This is a genomic window from Mycolicibacterium sp. P4_G11 (assembly GCF_056555145.1).
The window spans coordinates 169,650-192,719 of record NZ_JBFUJW010000012.1 but is presented as its reverse complement, the minus strand read 5'-3'; the positions used below and the strand labels follow the sequence as shown (position 1 = coordinate 192,719).

The window sequence follows — 23,070 nt, the reverse complement described above, 5'->3', positions numbered from 1 at the left end:
CGGACCTGAACATCTCGCTCACGCAGTCCGAAGCAATTCCGGCGTCCTGGACCAATACTTCGTGACGAGCTGAGCCGTCGACTCAATATTCATACGGCTTGAGGCGCCAAACACCATCGATTCGATGTTCGGCAGCGAAGCCACCCACTCGATCGCTTCGTCGGCGCGAATCGCCCCTGACGCGAAGACCGACATCGCGACTGCACGAAACCGCCTGTTGTGCAGAGCCTCCAAGTAGCTGTCCAGTCCGCCGGACATGCGGAACCCAAGCTTGTTGATGCTCGTGCAAACGATCGGATTCTCAATGCCAACTGCATCGAGAGCGACGAGAAGGCGCGGCATGTTCATGGTGATGAATCCCGGTTCCGCGTTGTACCTACTCGACACATGGTCGGCGAATATCCGGAACGCCTCAGTGAACCCCATACCGAGCAGAAAGTCGACGACGACGTTCTGCAGGAAGATCACCGGCGTGTTGAGGCCCCTGAACATCTTCATTTCGGCATCGATCAGGAGCGTGATGACACCCTCAATGTCCTTGTTAGCGAACGATTTTCCGCCGCGCATCGCGGCATCTAACAAGCCTTCACTGGGCAGGAACTGCCGGATCGCACCGAATATGCCGGCCTCCGTCATCGCGTTCGCATATTTGTGTGCGTAGGGCATGCACGGGTACACCGCTTGCCTCGAGTAGCGCTCCGGTTCCGCCCGGAAACGAGCTGCGACGTCGGCGATTCGATCATGCGTTGTACACATGAAAGTCGTCAAGTCCGCGTCGTACGCCGCGTCCAATACCGACATGATTGAGTCCAACGACTGGAAACGCATCGCTTGTGCGCGCGCTTTCTCTTCCGACATGTGATTTACGCCGAAGAATTGGTTGTCACCGAACAATAAGCGATCCATCATCGAGACCTACTCTCTGTGTGCAATCGGTGATTGCGGGGTTGATTCTTCAGCCGGGTCCAGAACCCGGTCCGTGCTGCGGCAGCTGATTTCCCGTCACCGATGTCCGCTAGCGCGTCGAGATGCCGCATGCTTCCGTCGGTGTTGTTGCTAATGGCATTCAGAACCTCATCGGTCACGCTGGCCTCGATGAAATCCGCAGTTCCGCGAACAGCGAATTCATTGATGCGCTTCAACCACACATCTACCTGCGCCGAATATTCCTCCCCACGAACGTAGAAGTCGACTTCGTCTGTCAATTCAGTGGTGTATCGAACCGTCCAACCCTTGGCGTAACCCTCTGGCGCATGTGCAGCGTCACGCAGATAGAGTCTGAGTTCTTGGCGGTCGACGACGATCTTGCCGTTAGTGCCCCAAATCGATACAGACGTCGTCATTTTTCGATGCGATTCGTCCGACCAACTGACCGAAAGTTGCCCAGTGACACCGCCGGGCCAACTGAGTGTCGTAAACACTTCGTCCTCGGTTTCCGCCGAAAACACCTTCGCCAGTATGGTTCCTGAAATTGATTCTGGTCGCCCGAAGTACCAGGTCAATATATCCGCCGGATGCGCAGCATAGTCATATAGAGCACCGCCGCCCTCCTCTTTCTTACTGCGCCAAGTACCACCTTTGGGCTTCAGAACCACTGGCCCGTAGGCCTCGGCTAGGGCGTGGGTGACCGTTCCCAATGCCCCTAACTCAAGGAGTCGTTTAACTTCGCGAAATGTTGCGAGGTGACGGTTGTGATATCCGACCTGTGTGACGAGTCGTTTGTCACTCGCCAATTGAGCAAGGGCAACCGAGTCAGCCGGGTCGAGGCAGAATGGCTTCTCGCAGAAGACGTGAAGACCGCGCTCAAGACAGGTGCGCACCATCGGTGCATGGTATTTCGACGGAGTTGCGATCACCACGGCCTCTACATCTGCGCGATCGAGCATCTCTTCGAGATTGGAGTACGTATTGACTCCCGTATATTTTGTGAGGATATCGAGGATATATCCGCTTGAATCACAAAGACCAACTACTTTGGCATCTTGGTGCGCATTGATGATCGAAAAATGGGATAGCCCCATTTTCCCTAGACCAACCACCCCTACGTTGACCACTGAATTTCCCTCCTTCTCAATCCAGTTCGCGACTCACGGGGGCGCATGCTACTGAGCAGCAGTGCCTCGTATTGCGAGGCAACGTGGTGCCACGTGAACTCGCTGTCAAAGCGCGCTAATGCGCTGCGACTCAATGTCGCCGCGAGCTCAGGATTTGTGAGGAGTTCATCGATGCACTTTTCCGCCTCAGCCGGCGAACTGAAATACAGACCGGCACTGCCCGCTACCCAGGTGTTGTACTTGTTGTCGTGCGCGATAACGGGGTTTCCTGCGGCCAGTGCTTCAACAAGGGACGGATTTGTGCCGCCTACGGTATGACCGTGTAGGTAACCGAGTGAGTGGTAACGCAGTGCTTGAACGACGGATGGGTCGTAGATGGCCCCTAGAAATTCGACTTCCTCGCTGGCAGCCTCTAGTACCGCTCGATGATAGGAGTCAGCGTCACCGTTGTAGTCGCCCAGAACGGCGAGCGTGACGCCCCGCGCCTTGGCCGAAAATGCTTGCACAAGTTCAAGAATCGAATTTTCGGGGAGCGGCCGCGCAACGAGTGTCAGATACTTCCTGGGCTCCAAGCCGAGAGCCCGAATCGGACCCGTCGGTGCGTCGTCGACCCGATGCGCTCCGTACGTGATCGTCGTGATCTTGCGTTCTGGAGCCCGAGTCCGCAGATAGGTTTTGAGCTCAGGGTGGTCGGCGATAAGTTCGTTTGCAAACCATGCGGCGAGACGCTCGTTGATATAGAGGACACTCTGCCAGAAGATGCCCCAGCGTTTGCGTGACCACTCGATGCCATCCATGTTGACGATGCTCGGTATACCGCGAAGCCGGAGCAAGATATTGAAAACTCCTGTGTTATATCCGAAAGTGAGGCAGACGTCCGAATGTTTGAGTGCATGCCGAATCGATAGCCAGTCGAACTTCGCAGTGCCCGTACACCTCATATTGGGCACCGAGATGTTGACCCGTTCGATGCCATTCCAAACATCCTCATAAACAGGCTGTTGATGAGCCGTCTGGCAGTACACAATTACGCGCCAGCCGCGACTGACGAGGTAACGTCCGACGTTCTCTGCTGCAGTCTCGAATCCGCCGTACTCGGCCGGCACGCCGTGCGTCCCGAGTATGCGGACCGTCGCTCGCTCTTCTACCGGATCGGACATGAAACCTCGCGTGTTAGCAGGTCCTTAGCGCACACGGACTCTGGTGTGCTTCTGCCGAAAATGCTATGCGGCTCCATCCGCGCAGGAGGGCGATTCGCCAAAGTTTTTTACCACAGCGTCAATAGCAAAGATTCCTGGGGTTCGTGGCAATTTCATAGACATTTGCAGCACTCAGCCGCATGCTTTCCGGGATGACGGCTGCACTGGCGATTGATGCCACTACACAGCTGATACCTACTGGTAAATGTGGATTTGAGACCGACGATCCCGGAGGTCGACAGGACCTGACCCGACTTTCCCGCCATAGCCACAGGTAGCTTCAGCAATGAGTCTGGTTACCCCGACCATCCGCAGCGTTGCAACAAAACCTGGTCGAATGTTGACCCGCAGTAGCCCGAGTTGACCACCCCCTTCGGCACGCTCCAGGAGCACGTCGTTGCGATCAACATCCCAATGCGTCGCCCCGGTCTGATGCCAATGAGATCAGTGGGGCCAGGGGGAGCCCCGGGGTGCCGACAGACCACTCGGAAGTGCCCGCTGTCACGGAGTGCACAGCGATGCCGGCGCATCCGGACGGAAGGCTCCGACCGTCGCACCTGCAGTCACCGATCGGCTCGGCGAGCACCTTCAACGAGGCTGCGCTGACCGTGCCGGTTTCGGTCGTCCCCATGACCTTTGATCAAGTGGATCAATGTTGGTGCGCTGGGCGTTTCGCGCCTTCGAGCGACAGTCGGTCCTTCGCCTTCAGGAACGGGCTTTCGATGAACCGCCAGGACAAGAGCGCAGCCGCAAACGTCAGGGGAACCCCAATCATCCCCAGCGACAGCGGGTTAGCAATTCCAAACCCAAAGAGGATCACCATATATATCGGGTAATGCCAGATATATAGCCCGTAGCAGATTCGTCCCAGGAAAACCAAGGGCGGCGAGCGGAAAATGTAATGGGGAATCGTCTGCTCTGGAAGTACGAGTGCAGTGATCAAGCATGCCGAAGCCAAGGTGAAGAACAATGAAATCCCGCCATACATAGCCCGGTTCTGCTGATCCATTGCGAATCCACCGACAGCCAGTGCGACAACGGAGGGCACTGCCAAGAGCTTCGCGGTGCGCTGAAGGGCGGCACTTTGGTGCACCCGGGGAATGGCCATTGCGACACCCAACGCGCAGCCGATCAGAAGGGCGTCGCCGCGCATGTCGGTTCCGTTGTACAGCCGGTCGATGGATGCTCCGTGGGCAGCGAGCCAGCTGCGCCAGCCCGCAAATCCGAACGCCAGCAGCACTATTAGCGCGACTAGCCGCATCCGAAGTCCGACGGTCCTCAACAGCAGCGTCAGGACGACGGGCCATATCAGATAGAACTGCTCTTCCACCGCCAGCGACCACGTGTGACCGAGGAAGCCGGGTATCGGAACCTCGAAGGCTCTGGTCCAGTTCGAGATGTAGGTGGCCGCGACGGCTGCCTGCTTCAACTGGCCGCGGAAGTTGTCGAGGACCAGGTACGCGACCACGACAAAGGTCAGAATCATGGCGTAGTTGGCCGGAAACAGTCGAAGGACGCGCCGGAGGTAGAAGGTGCCGAATCCGACGCTTCCCGTCTTTGTCCACCGCTTCAGCAGCAACGAAGTTATCAGATAGGCGCTCATCACGAAGAACATGTCCATGTACAGGAAAGCGCCTGGGCACCAACTGATATCGAGGTGTGCCGCCAGAACGCAAAGCGTCGCCGTCCCTCGCAGGCCGTCAAGTCCGGGGTTGTAGCCGAGTGGATAACGGCTTGGATCGTAACGAAGCCATTCAGGAAGCAATGTCATTCGCCCCTCCGCCAAGGGCGAGGGATCAGCGAAAGAGGCGCACGCACGTCGACACCCTCGGGCCTCAGATCAACGCCCTAGGGCACTCACCGCGGAACGCGGCCGGCTCGATTCCCGGTCCAACAGGTCAAGCAGATACCAGCCGTAGCCGGACTTCACCTGACACTCGGCGCACTCCCGGAGCTCGTCATCGGTGAGAAATCCCTGTCGCCATGCGATCTCCTCTGGCACACCGATTTTCAATCCGCTGCGCCGTTCCATGGTGCGGACGAAGTCAGCAGCGTCCGTCATACTGTCGACCGTGCCGGTGTCGAGCCACACCGTTCCGCGAGGCAGCACCTGCACATGCAACCGGCCCTGTTCCAGGTACCGACGGTTGACGTCGGTGATCTCGTACTCCCCGCGGTCACTCGGCCGCAGATCCCGCGCAATATCGACAACATTGTGGTCATAGAAATACAGGCCAGGAACCGCATAGTTGCTCTTGGCAATCTTGGGCTTTTCTTCCAGCGATACGGCCATACCGTCTTCATCGAATTCGATGACGCCATACTGACTGGGCTCGGCGACCCGATAGGCGAAAATCGCGCCGCCGTCGATCTCCGTGAAGCACTGGAGTTGAGTGCCCAACCCCGGGCCATACAACAGATTGTCGCCCAGTATCAACGCGACTTTCCCGGACCCGATGAAGTCGGCGCCGATGGAGAACGCCTGCGCAAGCCCTTCGGGCGATGGCTGCTGGGCGTATGTGATCGATGCTCCGAACCGCGAACCATCGCCCAACAATCGTTTAAAGCTGGGCGCATCGAAGGGCGTGGTGATCACGAGTATGTCCCGGATATGCGCCAGCAGGAGTGTCGAAAGCGGGTAGTAGATCATCGGCTTGTCGTAGACCGGGATCAACTGTTTGGACACACCTAGGGTGATCGGGTGCAGCCTCGTGCCCGACCCGCCCGCTAGGATGATGCCCTTCACGGGCTTATCGTGGCACGTCAGGACCGTGCACACTGGATTATTGACGTTTGCGTTAAGACTCTTCTGGGAGGTTCCTTGCGCATCCTGTTCGTCTGCACCGGTAATATCTGCAGATCGCCCACCGCAGAACGACTTTCGACCGCTTCGGCCGAACAGATGGGCATCCCCAACTTCGCCGCGTCCAGCGCGGGAATCCACGCAGTGATCGGACATCCGGTCCATCGATTCGCTGCTGAGGTCTTGATCGGACTCGGCGGCGACCCCGCGAACTTCGCTGCGCGACAGCTGACTCCGCGAATCGCCGCCGATGCGGACCTTGTTCTGACGATGACCGCGGCACAGCGCACTGCCGTACTCGAACTCGCGCCGCGTCAGTTTCGAAAGACCTTCACCCTCGGCGCAGCCTCCCTGCTGACTGCGACGTACGGCGCACACACGGTGGCCGACCTCGCGCCACTACGCCTCCACCTGCCCGAACATCAACCCGTGGAAATCGCTGATCCGATCGGCCAGGACCTCGACACCTTCGAGGCAGTCGGCGAGCAGATCGCCGCGCTACTGCCGCCCGTCCTCACCCTGCGCCCCTAGGCCGGTCAGGCCCAGCGGGTCGCTTCGACCTCGGCCGGCAGCGGCGCGTGCAGCGGCACGTCCAGCCCGTCGTAGATGCCCGGCTTCTGGGTGGCAAGCCACTCGATCGCGCCGAGCAGCCGGTTGGCCGCGGTGGTGTTGCCGCCGTCGGCCCGGGTACCGCCAGGCACGTCGGCGCGCACCACGATGGTCAGCTGTGGATCGCCGTCGATGATCACCCGGTGGTCGCCCACGCCCTCGTCGGGCTGCGGCCAGTCCGGCGCACACGACGGGTCGATACGGGTGATGTGTTCGATGATCACGCGCTGCACACCTTGCGACCACCCGATGACCTCCAGCCGGAAGGCGCCCTGGGTGCCGGCTTCGAATCGGCCCATGACGTTCTCGACGGCCTCGGTCAGCGGTAGCCGCTCACAGGTCTCGGTGATGTCGTCGATCTCGATGCCGAGCCCGCGGCCGATGAGCCGGACGTTGCCGCCCCACACCATGGTGGGGATGGTCGGGATCAGCATCAGCGGCGTCTCATCCATCGAGCCGCCGAAACCGCAGCGCACCCGCACCGCTTCGGGCTGGTTGTAGGTCGAGTAGTCGAAGATCTCCTGGCACCTGATGGTCTTGATCCGGGTGCACAAGCCGGCCGCCGTCACGGCGAGCGCGTCGTTGCCCCACCCGGGATCGACCCCCGACACCAGCAATGAGGCGTTGCCCGCCTCAGCGGCGTCAGAGAGTCGCTCAACCCACTCAGCCGGCGCCGAGGCCGGGTCATACAGGGAGTACAGCGACGGCGTCACGACATGCTTGCCCGCCCGCAGACAGCGCTCGATCTCGGCGATGGCCTCCTCCGGGCGGATATCTCCGGAAGACATATAGGCCACCGCGTCGCAGTCAGCCAGGGCCGCGTCGATGTCGGTGGTGGCGACCTTGCCGGTCAGGGTGTCCAGGTTGGCGAACGTCGCCGCGTCGCGACCGGCCTTGTCCGCACTCGAGGTGATGACCGACGTCAACTCGAGCCCCGGGAACGCGACCGCCGAGCGGATCGCCGTGGCCCCCATGTTGCCTGTACCCCACACCGCTACCCGACGCATACCTCACATAACCACGGCATGGTGACCCGCCTCACAGCGACCCCCCAGGATTGCCGTCAGACCGCGCCGATCCGGGGCTGCGATCACAGTGGACGCAAGCCTTCGCATGCACCGCGAAGACGCCACAACACGGCCCCCATTGGCCCCAACTGACACGTCATCCTCAGTTCCGGAAGTTTCCGGTGGCGGACATCACATTCGGACTAAACTGCAGGTCAGTGGCCATAAACCGGCCACCAAACCACCCCGTTCAACCACTGGGTTGGTTAGCTGCGAAAAATTTGCTCTTGACTGCTTTGCGATGAAGTTACCCGGCGGTATAGTTAGCCCCAGTTACTGGTGGGTAACTTAGCCCTGAGTACCCAACCCCTACAGTCCATCTCATCGAGGAGAAATCGTGGGCCACTACAAGAGCAACGTCCGTGACCAGGTGTTCAACCTGTTCGAGGTCTTCGGCGTAGACAAGGCGATGGGTGAAGGCAAGTTCGCCGACCTGGACGCCGACACCGCCGGGGAAATGCTCAACGAGATCGCGCGCCTCGCCGAGGGCCCGATCGCCGATTCGTTCGCCGACGGCGACCGCAACCCGCCGGTCTTCGACCCCGCGACCCACACCGTCACCCTGCCCGCGCCCTTCAAGAAGTCGATGCGCGCACTGCTCGACGGCGGCTGGGACAAGGTCGGTCTGAAGGAAGAGCTCGGCGGCATGCCGATGCCCCGCGCGCTGCAGTGGGCGCTCATCGAGCACGTCCTCGGCGCCAACCCGGCCGCCTACATGTACGCCATGGGCTCGGGCATGTGCGAAATCTTCTACAACAACGGCACCGACGAGCAGAAGAAGTGGGCCGTCCTCGCTGCCGAGCGCGGCTGGGGCGCCACCATGGTGCTGACCGAGCCCGACGCCGGCTCTGACGTTGGCGCCGGCCGCACCAAGGCCACCCAGCAGGCCGACGGCACCTGGCACATCGACGGTGTGAAGCGATTCATCACCTCGGCCGACTCGGACGACCTGTTCGAAAACATCATGCACCTGGTGCTGGCCCGCCCCGAGGGCGCCGGACCGGGCACCAAGGGTCTGTCGCTGTTCTTCGTGCCGAAGTTCCACTTCGACCCCGAGACCGGTGAGCCCGGCGAGCGCAACGGTGCCTTCGTCACCAACGTCGAGCACAAGATGGGTCTGAAGGTTTCGGCCACCTGTGAGCTGACGCTCGGCCAGCACGGCACCCCCGCCGTCGGTTGGCTCGTCGGTGAGGTGCACAACGGCATTGCGCAGATGTTCGACGTCATCGAGCAGGCCCGCATGATGGTCGGCACCAAGGCCATCGCGACCCTGTCGACCGGCTACCTGAACGCTCTCGAGTACGCCAAGACCCGCATCCAGGGCGCCGACCTGACCCAGATGATGGACAAGACGGCCCCGCGCGTCTCGATCATGCACCACCCGGACGTTCGCCGGGCGCTGCTGACCCAGAAGTCCTACGCCGAGGGCCTGCGCGCCGTGTACCTGTACACCGCGTCGTTCCAGGACCCCGAGGTCGCCAAGGCCGTCCACGGTGTGGACGCCGAGCTGGCCTTCAAGGTCAACGACCTGATGCTCCCGATCGTCAAGGGCGTTGGTTCGGAGCGGGCCTACGAGAAGCTGACCGAGTCGCTGCAGACCTTCGGTGGTTCCGGCTTCCTGCAGGACTACCCGGTCGAGCAGTACATCCGTGACGCCAAGATCGACTCGCTGTACGAAGGCACCACCGCCATCCAGGCGCAGGACTTCTTCTTCCGCAAGATCATCCGCGACAAGGGCCAGGCCCTGGCATTCGTCGCCGGCGAGATCGAGTCGCTGATCAAGAACCAGGACGGCAACGGCCGCCTGAAGGCCGAGCGCGAGCTGCTGGCCACCGCCTTGGGCGACGTCCAGGGCATGGCCGCCACCCTGACCGGCTACCTGATGGCCGCTCAGGAAGACCCGAAGGCCATCTACAAGGTTGGTCTGGGCTCGGTCCGCTTCCTGCTCTCGGTCGGCGACCTGGTCATCGGCTGGCTGCTGCTCAAGCAGGCTGCTGTCGCCATCAAGGCGCTGGACAACGGCGCCACCGGCGAGGACCGCGCGTTCTACGAGGGCAAGATCGCGTCCGCATCGTTCTTCGCGAAGAACATGCTGCCGCTGCTCACCAGCACCCGCACCGTCATCGAGTCCATCGACAACGAGACCATGGAGCTGGACGAAGCGTCCTTCTGATCCGTGTCAAAGTGAACGGCCCCCGCTTCGGCGGGGGCCGTTTTCTTTTGTGTTCACTCCGCGCTGCGGGCGGATTTGTGCGAGTAGCGGTGTGCGTGGGCGCAGGGTCAACGGCTAGTCGGGGAGGCGCTGGCTGATCTCGAAGGCCAGGCACAGCTCGGCGACGTCGCGAGGGCGGGACAGGGACCGTCCCGTCCGCTCCTCGATGCGGTGCAGCCGGTGCCGAATGGTGTTGGGGTGGCAGAAGATTGCGGCCGCCGCCTCGTTGGCCGAGCCGCCGGCGTCGAGCCAGGCCTGAAACGTCTGGGAGAGGATGGCCCGCTCCTCGGCCGGCAGCTCACGGAGCCCGCCCAAAACCGACTCCTCGATGCGGTTCATCACCTCCGGCGCGCTGACGGCGGCGAACGCCAGCGGGGCGTCGTCGAACGCACTCACCCAACCGTCGCGCCCCGGCTTACCCGTCACCGCCAGCCGGGCCAGCCGCAGGCCCTCGCCGGTCGCCGCCAGACTCGTGAACGCCGGGCTCAAGCCGACCCGCGCCGTCGCGATCTTGCGCAGCACCTCGACCAGCACGCCGTACGTCGCGTCCTGCCGCAGGTGCACGACACCGACCTGCAGATCGGGCAGCAGGCGCCAGGCCGACCGGATGTCGCGGGCCGCGAGCTTGCTCGTGATCTCGGGCAACCCCAGCTTGCCGATCGCCGGAATCTCGGCTGCCGCAACCACATACGGGCCCGTTGTCGGGAGGCCCAGCAGATCGGCTGCCTCCCACAGGCTTTGGTTGTCGGTGATGCGGCCGAGCAGCACCGCCTCCACCAGAGCCGAACGCTCCTCTTCCCGGTCCACGATCTGGCTGGTGAGCTGTTCCCGGTAGGTGCCGGTCATCGCTTGGGTGAACTCGTCCTGGCTGAGGAAGATGCGCGCGCTGGCCTCCAGGATGGACTCGGTCGGGATGCCCGCCTCCCGTGCGGCCGCGACGCTGCTCTCCCACATGTACCGGAAACCAATGCGGTAGGCCGTCATCACCGCCGCCAGCGGAATGCCCTCGACGGCCCGCTGCCGGCCGGTCGCCTCGGCCGGCGACAGGTCCGCCTCGCCGTCATTACAGAGGGTGTGGAACACGAAAGTCATGTTGGCGACACAACTTTCGCGCACATTGTCGCGGGCTGACGGCGTCGCCCGGTAGCCGTCGATCCGGCTGTAGATGCGGTCGGCCAGTTGCTCACCGAGAGCCTCCACCCGCGTGAGCATGATCCGGCTGAGTTCCAGCATGTCCTCGTCGACCCCGGCCATCAGCCAACCTTAGGTGAGGTGCCGATTGTGGTCGGCCACATTCAGCGGTGGCCACTGTTGTTCCCGCCACCATCGCCTCTGGGGCCGCCTGGAATCACGCTTGAATGCATGACCAACCTGAGCCAGAACCTCGTCGCGAGCCGAACCCGTCGTCCCGACCACGTCGCCCTCCGCTGCGACGACCAGACGTACACGTACGCCGAGTTCGACAACGCCGCCGCCCGCGTAGCCACGCTGCTGCAGCAGGCCGGCATCGAGCCCGGTGACCGCGTCGGCGTCATGCTGCCGAACGGGCCGGCCTTCGCCGCGGCGTTCTACGGGATCCTGTACGCCGGCGCCGTCGCGGTGCCGATGAACCCGCTGCTCAAGGCCCCGGAGATCGAGTTCTACCTGTCGAACACGACAGCCAAGGCGCTGTTCGCACCGCCGGCCTTCGCCGGTGAAGCGCAGGCGGGTGCCGAGGCCGCGGGTGCGGGCTGCTGGGTGGTCGACGACGCCGGGTTGGCGGCACTGATCGCGGACCTGCCCGCACAAGCCGCGCCGGTCGAGCGCGCCGACGACGACACCGCCGTCGTCCTGCACACCTCCGGCACGACGGGCAAGCCCAAGGGCGCCGAGCTCACCCACGGCGGCCTGGGCCGCAACGCCGACGTCTGCGTGCGGACCCTGATGAACATCGGGCTCGACGACGTGGTGATGGGCTGCCTGCCGCTGTTCCACGTGTTCGGCCTGACGTGCGGCCTCAACTCGGCGGTGCTGGCCGGGGCGACCCTGAGCCTGCTGCCCCGCTTCGATCCGGCCAAGACACTCGAGCTCATCGAGCGGGACGGCGTGACGATCTTCGAAGGCGTCCCGACGATGTACTCGGCGCTGTTGGCAGCGGCCGGTTCGGCGTCGACGGACACGCTGCGGGTGGCCGTCTCGGGCGGCGCAGCGATTCCGGTCCAGGTGCTGCAGGACTTCGAAAAGACCTTCGACTGCCCGGTGCTGGAGGGCTACGGGCTGTCCGAGACCTCGCCCGTGGCGGCGTTCAACCACCCGGACCGCCCGCGCAAGCCCGGCTCGATCGGCACACCCGTCGAGGGCATCGAGATGCGCGTGGTCGACAACGACGGCGCCGAGGTGGCGCAGGGCGAACCCGGTGAAATCCAGATCCGCGGCCACAACGTGATGAAGGGCTACTGGAACCTGCCCGACGCCACGGCCGAAGCGATCAACGCCGACGGCTGGTTCGCCACCGGTGACATCGCGCGGACCGACGAGGACGGCTACTACTACATCGTCGACCGCAAGAAGGCGCTCATCATCCGCGGCGGTTTCAACGTCTACCCCCGCGAGATCGAAGAGGTGCTCTACACCCACCCGGCGGTCGCCGAGGCGGCTGTGGTGGGCATCCCGCACGACTCGCTCGGCGAGGAGGTCGGCGCCGCCGTCAGCCTCAAACCTGGCATCGAGGTCGCCGCCGACGAACTCCGCGAGTTCGTCAAGAGCCAGGTGGCGGCCTACAAGTACCCGCGACGCATCTGGTTCCTCGACGACCTGCCCAAGGGCCCGACCGGCAAGCTCCTCCGTCGCGAAATCACCATCCCCACAACGGAAAGCGACAATTGACATGGCAACCCTGCACCCCGACGAACTCGCCGCACCACTGGACCTGCTGCTGACCAGCGCCACCAAACCGTTCGCGCGCCGGATGCTGCCCGACCAGGCCTGGGCCCGGATGGCCGTCAGCCTGGCCAAGCAGCCCGGCACCGTGCTCGACCGCGGCAAGGAACTGGCACGTGAGCTCGGCAGCATCGCCAATGGCGACTGCGACCGGGCCCCGCAGCGTGCCGACAAGCGATTCAGCGACCCTGCGTGGCAACAGAATCCGGTGCTGCACCGCATCATGCAGGGTTACCTGGCCGCATCGGACACCGCCGAAAAGCTGTTCTCCGACGCCGACCTGGACTGGCGCGACGAAGCGCGGATGCGGTTCGTCTTCGACAATGCCATCGAAGGCCTGGCCCCCACCAACAACCCACTGATCAGCCCGCTGGGCTGGAAGGCAATGATCGACACCGGCGGGCTCAGCGCCGTCCGCGGACTGAAAGCCTTTGCCCGCGACATCATGTCGTCACCGCGGGTGCCGGCCATGGTCGAGCCGGACGCCTACACCGTCGGCGAGACGGTGGCCGTCACCAAAGGTGCGGTGGTGCTGCAGACCCGCATGTTCGAGCTGATCCAGTACGCACCCCAGACCCCGACGGTGCACACCGTGCCGCTGCTGATGGTGCCGCCGGTGATCAACAAGTACTACATCATGGACATCGCGCCCGGACGCAGCATGATCGAGTACTTCGTGCAGCAGGGCCAGCAGGTGTTCGCGATATCGTGGCGCAATCCGCAAGCCCGGCACAAGGATTGGGACATCAATGCCTACGGCGCGGCGATCATCGAGGCCATCGACGCGGTGCGGACCATCACCGGCGCGGCCGGCACCCACCTGATGGCGAGCTGCTCCGGCGGCATCATCACCGCCATGACCGCCGCCCATCTGGCCGAGACCGGTGACGGCGACAAGGTCGCGAGCCTCACCCTCGCGGTGACGGTGCTGGATCAGGATCGGGCCGGATTCGCTTCTGCCGCAATGAGTGATCGCGCCGCCCAGGCTGCGATCGCCACCTCGGCCCGCAAGGGTTATCTGGACGGCAAGGCCATGGCTGAGATGTTCGCCTGGCTGCGACCAACCGATCTGGTCTGGCGATACTGGGTGAACAACTACGTGCAGGGCCGCAGCCCGGCAGCGTTCGACGTGCTGTTCTGGAACGCCGACACCACCCGCATGGCGGCCGCGCTGCACCGCGACATGGTGTTGATGGGCCTGAACAATTCGCTGGTCACCCCGGGCGCGATCAGCATGCTCGGCACGCCCATCGACCTGTCGAAGATCACCTGCGACGCGTACGTCATCGGCGGCATCGCCGACCACATCTCACCGTGGCAGGCGACCTACCGCAGCGCGAAGTTGTTGGGCAGCAAGGACAACCGTTACGTGCTGTCCACCAGTGGCCACATCGCGGCGCTGGTCAATCCGCCGGGCAACCCGAAGGCGTCGTACCGGATTGCCCAGGTGCAGGACGGGACGCCCGAGGAATGGCTGACCGAAGCCGAAAAGTCCAGTGACTCTTGGTGGCCCGACTACGTCGCATGGCTGGCCGAGCGCAGCGGCGACGACGTCGACGCACCGACGACGCTGGGCGCCGGGGGCTTCGTCGCCACCGGTCCGGCGCCCGGCACCTACGTGCTGCAGAAATGACCACGACGGAGCGGTACGTGTCGGTCGGGGGCCAGCGGCTGCGGGTCCGGGTCGACCGAGGCACTGACCCCAACGCGGTTCCACTGGTGCTGTGCAACGGTATCGGCGCCAGCCTCGAGGTGCTCGACCCCTTCGTCGAGCACCTCCCCGGCACCACGGTGATCCGGTTCGACGTGCCCGGGACCGGCGGGTCACCAACGTCGTTCGCGCCCTATGGCTTTCCCTACCTGGCCTGGGTGCTGGGCCGCCTGCTCAACAAGCTGGGGTTCACGGTCGTCGACATCCTCGGCCTGTCCTGGGGCGGGGCGCTGGCCCAGCAGTTCGCGTTCCAGAACCCGAGGCGCTGCCGGCGGCTGGTGTTGGTGGCGACCGGAACCGGCGCCGTGATGATCCCCGGACACCCGAGGGTCCTGGCGAAAATGGTCACGCCGAAACGGTTCTCGAATGCCGGGTATGCGGCCTCGATCGCCGGAGAACTCTATGGCGGCACCGTCCGCCAGCACGGCGACGACATCGCCAAGCTGTTCCTGCAGCAGCTGCACGCCGGTTCGAAGATCGGTTACCTGCACCAGTTGTTGGCCGGCGCGGTGTGGACGAGCATCCACGCGCTGCCCGCGGTCCGTCAGGAAACCCTGATCGTGGCCGGCACCGACGACCCGATCATCCCGGTGGCCAACGCGCGGATCATGAATTTCCTGATGCCGCACTCGCAGCTGCATCTGCATTCCGGCGGGCACGTCGATCTCATCACCAACGCCACCGAGTTGGCGCCGGTGATCGCCACGTTCCTCGGCGAGCCAGGAGCGCGGGCGTAGCTGTCGAACGTCAGACGAACGTGCCGACCAGGTGGCCGACGGCATAGGTGGCGCCCAGCGCCAGGGCGCCGCCTATCACGTTGCGTGCCACGGCCTTTCCGACCGGAGCCCCACCAAGCCGAGCCGACACCACCCCGGTGATCGCCAACGCCAGGAGCACCGCGAACATGGTCACCGGTACGCGGAGCGCCGTCGGGGGCAGCAGGATCGCGATCAAGGGCAACAATGCTCCGACGGTGAACGACACCGCCGACGAGAACGCAGCCGCCCATGGGTTGGCTAAATCGCCTGGCGTGATGCCCAATTCGACGGCCGCATGCGCCGCGAACGCGTTGTGATCGGTGAGTTCCTCGGCTGCGGTGCGGGCCGTCGACATCGACAGCCCTCTACCCTCCAACAGGCCGGCCAGTTCGTCGAGTTCAGCCGCGGGGTCTTCCTTGAGCTCGCGCTTCTCCTTGGCCAGGAGGGCCCGTTCAGTGTCACGCTGGGAACTCACGGACACGTACTCGCCCAAGGCCATCGACACCGCACCGGCCACCAATCCGGCCATACCGGCGGTGAGTATCGGCCCGCGCTCCGCCGTCGCTGCCGCGACACCGACGACGATGCCGGCGGTCGACACGATGCCGTCGTTGGCGCCGAGCACGCCGGCACGCAACCAGTTCAGTTTCGAGGCAACCGAACCCGCATGGGGTTCGGCATCATGGGACGAGATCGCCATTCCTGCAACGCTATGCGGGCTCGCGCCGATTCGCCAGCCAATGAAGCCTTGCCAAACCTGCTCAGGATTCCAGTTTTTTGAGCACCGCGCGAGTGCGGGCCCGGCCCTCGGCGGACGGATCGAAGGTCACGCCGACGTATTCGTCGACGCCGGCGGCCTCGATTTCGGCGAGCCGGTCGCGCACCGTCTGCTCGTCGCCGATGATCGCGATGTCCTCCGGACCGGCATAGCCCTCGCGGTCGAGCATGGCCCGGTACGACGGCAGGTGCCCGTAGATCGCGAACTGCTCGGCGGCCTGCTTGCGGGCGCCGTCGACGTCGTCGGTCACGGACACCGGGATAGCGGCGACCACTCGGACGGCATCGGCGCGGCCGGCGTCCGCGGCCGCCTGGCGCAAGGTCGGACCGACATGTCCGGCAAGGGTTTTCGGCCCCGTCATCCAGGTGACGGTGCCCGCCGAACGTCGTCCGGCGATCTGCAGCAGCTTCGGCCCGAGCGCGGCGATGTACACCGGCGGCGTCGGTGCCCCGGGGATCATCAGCGCACCGCGGGTGGTGACGGTCTCGCCGGTGGCGCCGGCCTTCTCGCCGTTCAGCAGCGGCAGCAGTCCGTCGAGGTATTCGTTGAGCCGGCGCACCGGCTTGTCCCACGGGATGCCCCACATGCCTTCGGTGACGGCCTGGTGCGTCATGCCGAGCCCGAGCAGCAGCCGTCCACCCGACATCTGGCTGATGGTCAGCGCGCGCTGAGCCAGCAGCATCGGATGCTGATTCTGGATGGGCAGCACGCCGGTGCCGACCTCGATGCCGTCGACCTCGCGCAGCCCGACCGTCAGCACCGTGAGAAGGTCTGGTTCATAAGGCATCTGGGCGAACCAGGCCCGGCGAAAACCCTCGTCGCGCAGCTGATTCAGGTACGCGACGGTGTCATCGACGGGAGATTTGAGACCACTCAACGAACCGAAAATGCTGATCTGCACGGGATGCTCCTTGAGTCCGGGTTACGTCACCTGTGAGTATCGAACCATGAGCACCGATGCACCAGAGACCGCCCGACTGCAATATTTCGGACCCAACTGGTTCGCGTCGGTGATGGGCACGGGCATCGTCGCCACCGCAGCGGCGTCCCTGCCGGTGCACCTGCCGGGGCTGCGGGGCTTCGCCGAAGGCGTGTGGGTGATCGCCACCGCCCTGCTGGTGCTGCTGATCGTCGCGGTGTCGGTGCAGTGGGTGCGCCACCCCAAGGTGGCGCGCGGTCAGGTCCGCAACCCACAGATGACGCACTTCTACGGCGCGGCACCGATGGCGCTGATGACCGTCGGCCTCGGCGCCCTGCTGCTCGGGAAAGACCTGATCGGCACGCGCCTGGCCGTCGACCTGGACTGGATCCTGTGGACCGCCGGCACCATCGGCGGCCTGTTCACCGCGATGACCATCCCGTTCCTGATGTTCACGCAGCTGGAAGTCGGGCCGGACGCCGCGTTCGGTGGCTGGCTGATGCCCGTCGTGCCGCCGATGGTGTCGGCGGCGTCCGGCGCCCTGCTGCTGCAGTATCTGCCACCGGGCACGGGCAGAACCACGATGTTCTACGGCTGTTTCGCGATGTTCGGGCTGTCGCTGGTCGCCGCACTGATCATCATCACGATGATCTGGAGCCGGCTGGCGCACTACGGCACCTCGGGATCGGCGCGGGTCCCCACGTTGTGGATCGTGCTGGGTCCGCTGGGGCAGGGCATCACCGCCGCGGGACTGCTCGGAACAGCGGCGACCTTGGCCGTCAGCCCGGAGCTGGCGTCGGGCATGAACATCTTCGCGGTGCTGTTCGGCGTTCCGGTGTGGGGTTTCGCGGTGCTGTGGATCAGCCTGGCCAGCGCCCTGACGGTGCGGACCATGCGGCGCGGTATGCCCTTCGCGCTGACCTGGTGGAGCCTGACGTTCCCCGTCGGCACCTTCGTCACCGGCACGTCGCAACTCGCCGCACACACCGGCCTGCCGGCGTTCCGGGTCGCCGCGGTCCTGGCGTACGCCTTCCTGCTGTGCACCTGGGGGCTGGTCGCGGTGCGGACACTGCGTGGCAGCGTCGGAGGCAGCCTGTTCACCCCGCCGCCTGCCCCGGCCGCCATTCACAAGGACCCGAAATGATCGACACTGCTCGGGTGTACGACCCGATTGATCCAGCCCAGCCGCCCCGGGTGACCGTGGACCGGTTGTGGCCCAGGGGAATTCACAAGGAAGACCCCAGGGTCGGCACCTGGATGCCGCACGTCGCGCCGTCGAATGAGCTGCGCAAGTGGTACCACGCGCATCTGGATCAGTACGAGGATTTCGCGGCCCGCTACCGGGAGGAACTCGCCGACTCGGACGAGTTGGCGAAGCTCCGGGCAATGGGTCCGGTGACGCTGACCACCTCGGCCAAGGACCTCGCCATCAGCCACGTGCCGGTGTTGGCGGCGTTGCTCTGAACGTTCGGGGGTTGGGGTGGGCGGCACAGGTCGCCTACCCGATCCGCGGGGCTATGCCGAATGTGCAGCTTTTCGCGCCAGATCTCGAGTCTGGCCACCAAAAGCTGCACATTCGACAGAGGAGCGCGCGGAGCGCATACCAACCTCCGCGGGCTGACCCGACCCCGAACACGAGAGTGCCCCGTGTCTCCGTCAGGTCGGGGGTCAGACGGAAACACGAGGCACTTGGGGTATCGCTGAGGCTTCTCGGGGCGTTACACGCCCCGAGAATTACGCCTCGAGAATCGCGGTGACGCCCTGTCCACCTGCGGCGCAGATGGAAACCAGGCCACGAACCGGCTTGCCGGTCTCCTTCTTCTTCTCGGCGAGTTGCTTGGCCAGCTGGGCCACGATGCGGCCGCCGGTCGCGGCGAACGGGTGACCCGCCGCCAGCGACGAGCCGTTGACGTTGAGCTTGGACCGGTCGATGGCACCCAGCGGAGCGTCCAGGCCCAGGCGGCCCTTGCAGTAGTCCGGCGACTCCCAGGCCGCGAGCGTGGCCAGCACCACGGAGGCGAAGGCCTCGTGGATCTCGTAGAAGTCGAAGTCCTGCAGCGTCAGGCCGTTGCGGGCCAGCAGGCGCGGCACGGCGTAGGTCGGGGCCATGAGCAGGCCGTCCTTGCCGTTGACGTAGTCGACGGCGGCGGTCTCGGAGTCGACGAAGTAGGCCAGCACCGGGATGTTGTGCTCGGCCGCCCACTCATCGGTGGACAGCAGCGCCACCGAGGCGCCGTCGGTCAGCGGGGTCGAGTTGCCCGCGGTCATGGTGGCGTCACCCAGCTTCACACCGAAGACAGGCTTGAGCTTGGCCAGCTTCTCGGTCGACGAGTCGGCACGCAGGTTGTTGTCGCGGTACAGGCCCAGGAACGGGCTGACCAGGTCGTCGAAGAAGCCGCGGTCGTAGGCGGCGGCCATGTTCTGGTGGCTGGCGGCGGCCAGGGCGTCCTGGTCGGTGCGCTTGACGCCCATTTCCTTGGCGGTCATGGCGGCGTGCTCGCCCATCGACAGCCCGGTGCGGGCCTCGCTGTTGACGGGAATCTCGACGCCGACGGCCGACGGCAGCTTGCCGACGAGCTTGAGACGGTCGACGTTCGACTTGGCCCGGCGCAGGCTCAGCAGCACCCGGCGCAGGTCGTTGCCGAGGGCGATGGGCGCGTCCGAAGCGGTATCCACACCACCGGCCGCGGCCACCTCGTAGCGGCCGGCAGCGATACCGTCAGCGGCCGCGATGGCCGACTGCAGACCGGTGCCGCAGGCCTGCTGCAGATCGAACGCCGGGGTGTACGGCGACAGCGACGTGCCCAGCACACACTCACGCATGAGATTGAAATCACGGCTGTGCTTGAGGACGGCGCCGCCGATCACCATGTCGAGCTTCTCACCCTTGAGGTTGAAGCGGTCGATCAGACCGTCCAGTGCAGCGGTGAACATGTCCTGGTTGGAGGCGTTCGCGTACGCACCGTCGGATCGTGCGAAGGGAATGCGGTTACCACCCAGGACTGCCACGCGGCGGCGGCTGTTGGTCTCGGCCACGGTATTTCTCCAGTTCGTTGACGTTGGATGACTGAGGCAAGATGTCTCTTGACGCCTATATTACCCACCGTTCTTACTCTGGAGTAAGTTCGTCTGTGACAAGACGCTTCCGTCTCTGGCAAATACGTCCGCAGAAAGGCTTGCAATGGCTGACGTCCTCTCCCAAGTCCTCACCTCCGGTCCGGGTTCCTTCCTGGCCAAGCAACTCGGCGTGCCGCAGCCCCAGCCGCTGCGCCGCTACAAGGCCGGCGAGCCCGCCCTGGCCGGTCCGCTGCTGATCGGCGGCGCAGGCCGCGTCGCCGAGCCGCTGCGCGCGGCGCTGGCCGACGACTACGACCTGGTCGGCAACAACGTGGGCGGCCGCTGGGCCGACTCGTTCGGTGGCCTGCTGTTCGACGCCACCGGCATCACCAAGCCCGAGCAGCTCAAGCAGCTCCACGAGTTCTTCACCCCGGTGCTGCGCAACCTGGCCGCCAACAGCCGCGTCGTCGTCGTCGGCACCACGCCCGATGAGACCGACAGCATCGACGAGCGCATCGCCCAGCGCGCCCTCGAAGGCTTCACCCGTTCGCTCGGCAAGGAGCTGCAGCGCGGCGCCACCATCGGCCTGGTCTACCTGTCGGCGGGCGCCTCGCCGGCCGCCTCCGGCATCGAGTCGACCGTCCGCTTCCTGCTGTCGGGCAAGTCGGCCTACGTCGACGGCCAGGTGTTCTACGTCGGCGCCGCCGACTCCGTCGCCCCGGCCGACTGGGACAAGCCGCTGGCCGGCAAGGTCGCGCTGGTGACCGGCGCCGCCCGCGGCATCGGCGCCGAGATCGCCCGGGTGTTCGCGCGGGACGGCGCTGCCGTCGTCGCCATCGACGTCCCGCAGGCGGCCGACGCGCTCACCGAGACCGCCGCCGCAGTCGGTGGCACCGCGCTGACCCTGGACGTGACAGCCGACGACGCCGTCGCCCAGATCGTCGCGCACCTGACCGAGCACCACGGCGGCAAGGCCGACGTGCTGGTCAACAACGCCGGCATCACCCGCGACAAGCTGCTCGCCAACATGGACGATGCCCGCTGGGACTCGGTCATCGCCGTGAACCTGCTTGCGCCGCAACGCCTTGCGCAGGGCCTGGTGGAGAACGGCGCCATCGGTGACGGCGGCCGGATCGTCGGCCTGTCCTCGATGGCCGGTATCGCCGGTAACCGCGGCCAGACCAACTACGCCGCCACCAAGGCCGGCATGATCGGCATGACCGACGCGTATGCAGAGGTGTTCGGCGAAAAGGGCGTCACCATCAACGCCGTCGCACCGGGCTTCATCGAGACCAAGATGACCGACGCCATCCCGCTGGCCACCCGCGAGGTCGGCCGTCGCCTCAACTCGCTGTTCCAGGGCGGCCTGCCGGTCGACGTCGCCGAGCTGATCGCGTACTTCGCCAGCCCCGCGTCGAATGCCGTCACCGGCAACACGATTCGGGTCTGCGGCCAGGCTCTGTTGGGTGCCTGACATGTCGCAGCCCAACGGTCTTCTGAACATGGCACGGGCGGTGGCTGGTGCGCTGCCGTTCGTGTCGCGGGGTTCCACCCTGCCGGTGCGGACGGTCAAGGTGTCGGGTCTGACCATCGACCCGACCAACGTGGCCGAGTACGCCGCGGTGACCGGCCTGCGGTTCGGCGACACCGTGCCGCTCACCTACCCGTTCGCGTTGACCTTCCCGACCATGATGTCGCTGGTCACCGGGTTCGACTTCCCTTTCGCCGCAATGGGTTCGGTGCATATCGAGAACCACATCACCCAGTACCGGCCCATCAAGGTGACCGACAAACTGGACGTGGCGGTGCGGGCGGAGAACCTGCGCGAGCACCGCAAGGGCCTGCTGGTCGACATCGTGACCGACATCAAGGTCGGCAACGACCTGGTGTGGAACCAGGTCACCACGTTCCTGCACCAGCAGCGCACCAGCCTGTCGGGTGGCCCGAAGCCGGAGCCGGTCAAGCAGCCGAAGCTGCCGCCGCCCAACGCGGTCATCAGCATCACGCCGGGTCAGATTCGGCACTACGCCGACGTCGGCGGCGACCACAACCCGATCCACACCAGCTCCATCGGCGCCAAGCTGTTCGGCTTCCCGACCGCGATCGCGCACGGAATGTTCAGCGCCGCAGCGGTACTGGCCAACGTCGAGGGCCAGCTACCGGATGCGGTTCGGTATTCCGTCAAGTTCGGCAAGCCCGTGCTGCTGCCGGCGAAGGTCGGGCTGTACGTCGAACCCATCGACGGCGGCTGGGAGCTGGCGCTGCGCAACCTGTCGAAGGGCTACCCGCACCTGACGGCGACGGTCACTGAGCTGTAGCTCTCGTCGCACGCCCGGGCGCGTCGGCTCTCCTGTGGCACTTGCGATTTGGAGCCGATGCTTCTGCCGTTTCCAACGTGAAGTTGATGGCGAGATCCCAGTGAAATCTCGCCATCGACTTCACGTTCGGCGCAGAATTCAAGCGGGTCATTCGTAGCGGCCGAAGCCGCGGATGCCCGGATCGTCGGCGATCTTGTACGTCGACAGGCCCACGTTGGTGCCCTCGCCCCCGCCGACCGTGGTGAGCGTGCCGTTGTCGTTGATGAGCACGATGTTGACGTGCTGACCCTTCGGGCTCGGCTTGTCGTACAGCACCATGTCGCCGGGCAGTGGCGAATAGTCCGGTGACTCCCAGCGCCCCTCGGAGTGCAGGTAGTCAGTGAGCGTCATGACGCCCGGGATGCGCCAGTGCCCGGAATTGGGATTGGTGAAGGGTTTTCCAGATTCCCGCATCACCCAGCTGGTGAAGTCCGCGCACCAGGGCTCGTCGTTGCCCTCCGAGTACTTGGACATGCTCGATTGGGCCGCGTACTCCTGGGCCAGGATGTGCACGACGGCTGCGCGCCCGGGGCTCAGCTGCGAGGTGTCGACGGCGGGGAAGTCCGGCCGGGCGACGTGCTCGCGGTAGCCGCGATACCCGGCCAGCCCGGCGACGCCCACCATCAC

20 protein-coding genes are annotated in these 23,070 nt (G+C 64.8%); 9 read left to right on the top strand and 11 right to left on the bottom strand.

Going from position 1 to position 23,070, the window contains the following annotated elements; translation table 11 throughout:
- Nucleotides 1–18: 18 nt before the first annotated feature.
- The 5 genes from AC1U2B_RS24425 to rfbA form a co-directional block, all read right to left on the bottom strand.
- The gene (locus AC1U2B_RS24425; protein ID WP_480218804.1) at nucleotides 19–906 is read right to left on the bottom strand and encodes a hypothetical protein; all 888 of its coding nucleotides are present in this window, start codon (nucleotides 904–906) and stop codon (nucleotides 19–21) included.
- Nucleotides 906–2,054 (bottom strand): Gfo/Idh/MocA family protein, encoded by a 1,149-nt coding sequence (locus tag AC1U2B_RS24420; protein WP_480218803.1) that lies wholly within the window; start codon nucleotides 2,052–2,054, stop codon nucleotides 906–908. The genes AC1U2B_RS24425 and AC1U2B_RS24420 overlap by 1 nt, the downstream gene beginning before the upstream one ends.
- Nucleotides 2,042–3,214 carry a DUF1972 domain-containing protein gene (locus AC1U2B_RS24415; protein WP_480218802.1) on the bottom strand — a complete coding sequence of 391 codons (1,173 nt, stop codon included), beginning with the start codon at nucleotides 3,212–3,214 and terminating at the stop codon, nucleotides 2,042–2,044. Before AC1U2B_RS24415 ends, AC1U2B_RS24420 begins: the two co-directional genes overlap by 13 nt.
- A gap of 688 nt (nucleotides 3,215–3,902) precedes the next feature.
- Nucleotides 3,903–5,024 (bottom strand): acyltransferase family protein, encoded by a 1,122-nt coding sequence (locus AC1U2B_RS24410; RefSeq protein ID WP_480218801.1) that lies wholly within the window; start codon nucleotides 5,022–5,024, stop codon nucleotides 3,903–3,905.
- A gap of 69 nt (nucleotides 5,025–5,093) precedes the next feature.
- Nucleotides 5,094–5,999 carry a glucose-1-phosphate thymidylyltransferase RfbA gene (rfbA, locus tag AC1U2B_RS24405; RefSeq protein ID WP_480218800.1) on the bottom strand — a complete coding sequence of 302 codons (906 nt, stop codon included), beginning with the start codon at nucleotides 5,997–5,999 and terminating at the stop codon, nucleotides 5,094–5,096.
- Nucleotides 6,000–6,074: 75 nt separating this feature from the next.
- Between rfbA and AC1U2B_RS24400 the strand changes: the two genes are divergently transcribed.
- Entirely contained in the window at nucleotides 6,075–6,587 is a 513-nt protein-coding gene (locus AC1U2B_RS24400; RefSeq protein WP_480218799.1) for an arsenate reductase/protein-tyrosine-phosphatase family protein, read from the top strand.
- A 5-nt stretch (nucleotides 6,588–6,592) separates the two neighbouring features.
- On the opposite strand, the gene AC1U2B_RS24395 is transcribed toward AC1U2B_RS24400, so the two are convergent.
- Nucleotides 6,593–7,672 (bottom strand): NAD(P)H-dependent amine dehydrogenase family protein, encoded by a 1,080-nt coding sequence (locus tag AC1U2B_RS24395; protein WP_480218798.1) that lies wholly within the window; start codon nucleotides 7,670–7,672, stop codon nucleotides 6,593–6,595.
- A gap of 397 nt (nucleotides 7,673–8,069) precedes the next feature.
- On the opposite strand from AC1U2B_RS24395, the gene AC1U2B_RS24390 reads away from it, so the two are divergent.
- Nucleotides 8,070–9,905, top strand: coding sequence for an acyl-CoA dehydrogenase (locus AC1U2B_RS24390; protein ID WP_480218797.1), 1,836 nt, complete (start codon nucleotides 8,070–8,072; stop codon nucleotides 9,903–9,905).
- A gap of 114 nt (nucleotides 9,906–10,019) precedes the next feature.
- Here AC1U2B_RS24390 and AC1U2B_RS24385 read toward each other — a convergent pair whose 3' ends face one another.
- Nucleotides 10,020–11,198, bottom strand: a complete 1,179-nt coding sequence (locus AC1U2B_RS24385; RefSeq protein ID WP_480218796.1) for a PucR family transcriptional regulator — start codon at nucleotides 11,196–11,198, stop codon at nucleotides 10,020–10,022.
- Between the two features lie 108 nt (nucleotides 11,199–11,306).
- Here AC1U2B_RS24385 and AC1U2B_RS24380 point away from each other — a divergent pair, with 108 nt between their 5' ends.
- The 3 genes from AC1U2B_RS24380 to phaZ are packed head-to-tail and all read left to right on the top strand — an operon-like array spanning nucleotide 11,307 to nucleotide 15,311.
- The gene (locus tag AC1U2B_RS24380) at nucleotides 11,307–12,809 is read left to right on the top strand and encodes a long-chain-fatty-acid--CoA ligase (RefSeq protein ID WP_480218795.1); all 1,503 of its coding nucleotides are present in this window, start codon (nucleotides 11,307–11,309) and stop codon (nucleotides 12,807–12,809) included.
- Nucleotide 12,810: 1 nt separating this feature from the next.
- The gene (locus AC1U2B_RS24375; protein ID WP_480218794.1) at nucleotides 12,811–14,496 is read left to right on the top strand and encodes a PHA/PHB synthase family protein; all 1,686 of its coding nucleotides are present in this window, start codon (nucleotides 12,811–12,813) and stop codon (nucleotides 14,494–14,496) included.
- Nucleotides 14,493–15,311, top strand: a complete 819-nt coding sequence (gene phaZ / locus AC1U2B_RS24370) for a poly(3-hydroxyalkanoate) depolymerase (protein ID WP_480218793.1) — start codon at nucleotides 14,493–14,495, stop codon at nucleotides 15,309–15,311. The genes AC1U2B_RS24375 and phaZ overlap by 4 nt, the downstream gene beginning before the upstream one ends.
- A 10-nt stretch (nucleotides 15,312–15,321) precedes the next feature.
- Here phaZ and AC1U2B_RS24365 read toward each other — a convergent pair whose 3' ends face one another.
- A complete protein-coding gene (locus AC1U2B_RS24365; RefSeq protein WP_480218792.1) occupies nucleotides 15,322–16,032 on the bottom strand; it encodes a VIT1/CCC1 transporter family protein in 711 nt (236 codons plus the stop codon).
- A 61-nt stretch (nucleotides 16,033–16,093) separates the two neighbouring features.
- Nucleotides 16,094–17,011, bottom strand: a complete 918-nt coding sequence (locus AC1U2B_RS24360) for a TIGR03564 family F420-dependent LLM class oxidoreductase (protein ID WP_480218791.1) — start codon at nucleotides 17,009–17,011, stop codon at nucleotides 16,094–16,096.
- Nucleotides 17,012–17,057: 46 nt separating this feature from the next.
- On the opposite strand from AC1U2B_RS24360, the gene AC1U2B_RS24355 reads away from it, so the two are divergent.
- Together AC1U2B_RS24355 and AC1U2B_RS24350 are read left to right on the top strand one after the other, a co-directional pair.
- The gene (locus tag AC1U2B_RS24355; protein WP_480218790.1) at nucleotides 17,058–18,173 is read left to right on the top strand and encodes a TDT family transporter; all 1,116 of its coding nucleotides are present in this window, start codon (nucleotides 17,058–17,060) and stop codon (nucleotides 18,171–18,173) included.
- Complete coding sequence (locus tag AC1U2B_RS24350; RefSeq protein WP_480218789.1) at nucleotides 18,170–18,493, top strand: DUF488 domain-containing protein; 324 nt, start codon at nucleotides 18,170–18,172, stop codon at nucleotides 18,491–18,493. The genes AC1U2B_RS24355 and AC1U2B_RS24350 overlap by 4 nt, the downstream gene beginning before the upstream one ends.
- Nucleotides 18,494–18,763: 270 nt before the next feature.
- Here AC1U2B_RS24350 and AC1U2B_RS24345 read toward each other — a convergent pair whose 3' ends face one another.
- Nucleotides 18,764–20,065: an acetyl-CoA C-acetyltransferase gene (locus AC1U2B_RS24345; protein WP_418003922.1), complete on the bottom strand. Its 1,302-nt coding sequence runs from the start codon at nucleotides 20,063–20,065 to the stop codon at nucleotides 18,764–18,766.
- A gap of 145 nt (nucleotides 20,066–20,210) precedes the next feature.
- On the opposite strand from AC1U2B_RS24345, the gene AC1U2B_RS24340 reads away from it, so the two are divergent.
- Both AC1U2B_RS24340 and AC1U2B_RS24335 read left to right on the top strand, forming a co-directional pair.
- Nucleotides 20,211–21,560: a 3-oxoacyl-ACP reductase gene (locus AC1U2B_RS24340; protein ID WP_480218788.1), complete on the top strand. Its 1,350-nt coding sequence runs from the start codon at nucleotides 20,211–20,213 to the stop codon at nucleotides 21,558–21,560.
- 1 nt (nucleotide 21,561) lies between these two features.
- Nucleotides 21,562–22,404: a MaoC/PaaZ C-terminal domain-containing protein gene (locus AC1U2B_RS24335; protein ID WP_480218787.1), complete on the top strand. Its 843-nt coding sequence runs from the start codon at nucleotides 21,562–21,564 to the stop codon at nucleotides 22,402–22,404.
- A 147-nt stretch (nucleotides 22,405–22,551) separates the two neighbouring features.
- On the opposite strand, the gene AC1U2B_RS24330 is transcribed toward AC1U2B_RS24335, so the two are convergent.
- Nucleotides 22,552–23,067: a CHAP domain-containing protein gene (locus AC1U2B_RS24330; protein WP_480218857.1), complete on the bottom strand. Its 516-nt coding sequence runs from the start codon at nucleotides 23,065–23,067 to the stop codon at nucleotides 22,552–22,554.
- Between the last annotated feature and the right edge of the window lie 3 nt (nucleotides 23,068–23,070).

Bases quoted from the DNA above. Each gene is read 5' to 3' on its own strand.
- AC1U2B_RS24425 (WP_480218804.1), bottom strand. From the start codon at position 906: ATGGATCGCTTATTGTTCGGTGACAACCAATTCTTCGGCGTAAATCAC.
- AC1U2B_RS24415 (WP_480218802.1), bottom strand. From the start codon at position 3,214: ATGTCCGATCCGGTAGAAGAGCGAGCGACGGTCCGCATACTCGGGACG.
- AC1U2B_RS24410 (WP_480218801.1), bottom strand. From the start codon at position 5,024: ATGACATTGCTTCCTGAATGGCTTCGTTACGATCCAAGCCGTTATCCA.
- AC1U2B_RS24395 (WP_480218798.1), bottom strand. From the start codon at position 7,672: ATGCGTCGGGTAGCGGTGTGGGGTACAGGCAACATGGGGGCCACGGCG.
- AC1U2B_RS24385 (WP_480218796.1), bottom strand. From the start codon at position 11,198: ATGGCCGGGGTCGACGAGGACATGCTGGAACTCAGCCGGATCATGCTC.
- AC1U2B_RS24380 (WP_480218795.1), top strand. From the start codon at position 11,307: ATGACCAACCTGAGCCAGAACCTCGTCGCGAGCCGAACCCGTCGTCCC.
- AC1U2B_RS24375 (WP_480218794.1), top strand. From the start codon at position 12,811: ATGGCAACCCTGCACCCCGACGAACTCGCCGCACCACTGGACCTGCTG.
- phaZ (WP_480218793.1), top strand. From the start codon at position 14,493: ATGACCACGACGGAGCGGTACGTGTCGGTCGGGGGCCAGCGGCTGCGG.
- AC1U2B_RS24365 (WP_480218792.1), bottom strand. From the start codon at position 16,032: ATGGCGATCTCGTCCCATGATGCCGAACCCCATGCGGGTTCGGTTGCC.
- AC1U2B_RS24355 (WP_480218790.1), top strand. From the start codon at position 17,058: ATGAGCACCGATGCACCAGAGACCGCCCGACTGCAATATTTCGGACCC.
- AC1U2B_RS24350 (WP_480218789.1), top strand. From the start codon at position 18,170: ATGATCGACACTGCTCGGGTGTACGACCCGATTGATCCAGCCCAGCCG.
- AC1U2B_RS24340 (WP_480218788.1), top strand. From the start codon at position 20,211: ATGGCTGACGTCCTCTCCCAAGTCCTCACCTCCGGTCCGGGTTCCTTC.
- AC1U2B_RS24335 (WP_480218787.1), top strand. From the start codon at position 21,562: ATGTCGCAGCCCAACGGTCTTCTGAACATGGCACGGGCGGTGGCTGGT.
- AC1U2B_RS24330 (WP_480218857.1), bottom strand. From the start codon at position 23,067: ATGGTGGGCGTCGCCGGGCTGGCCGGGTATCGCGGCTACCGCGAGCAC.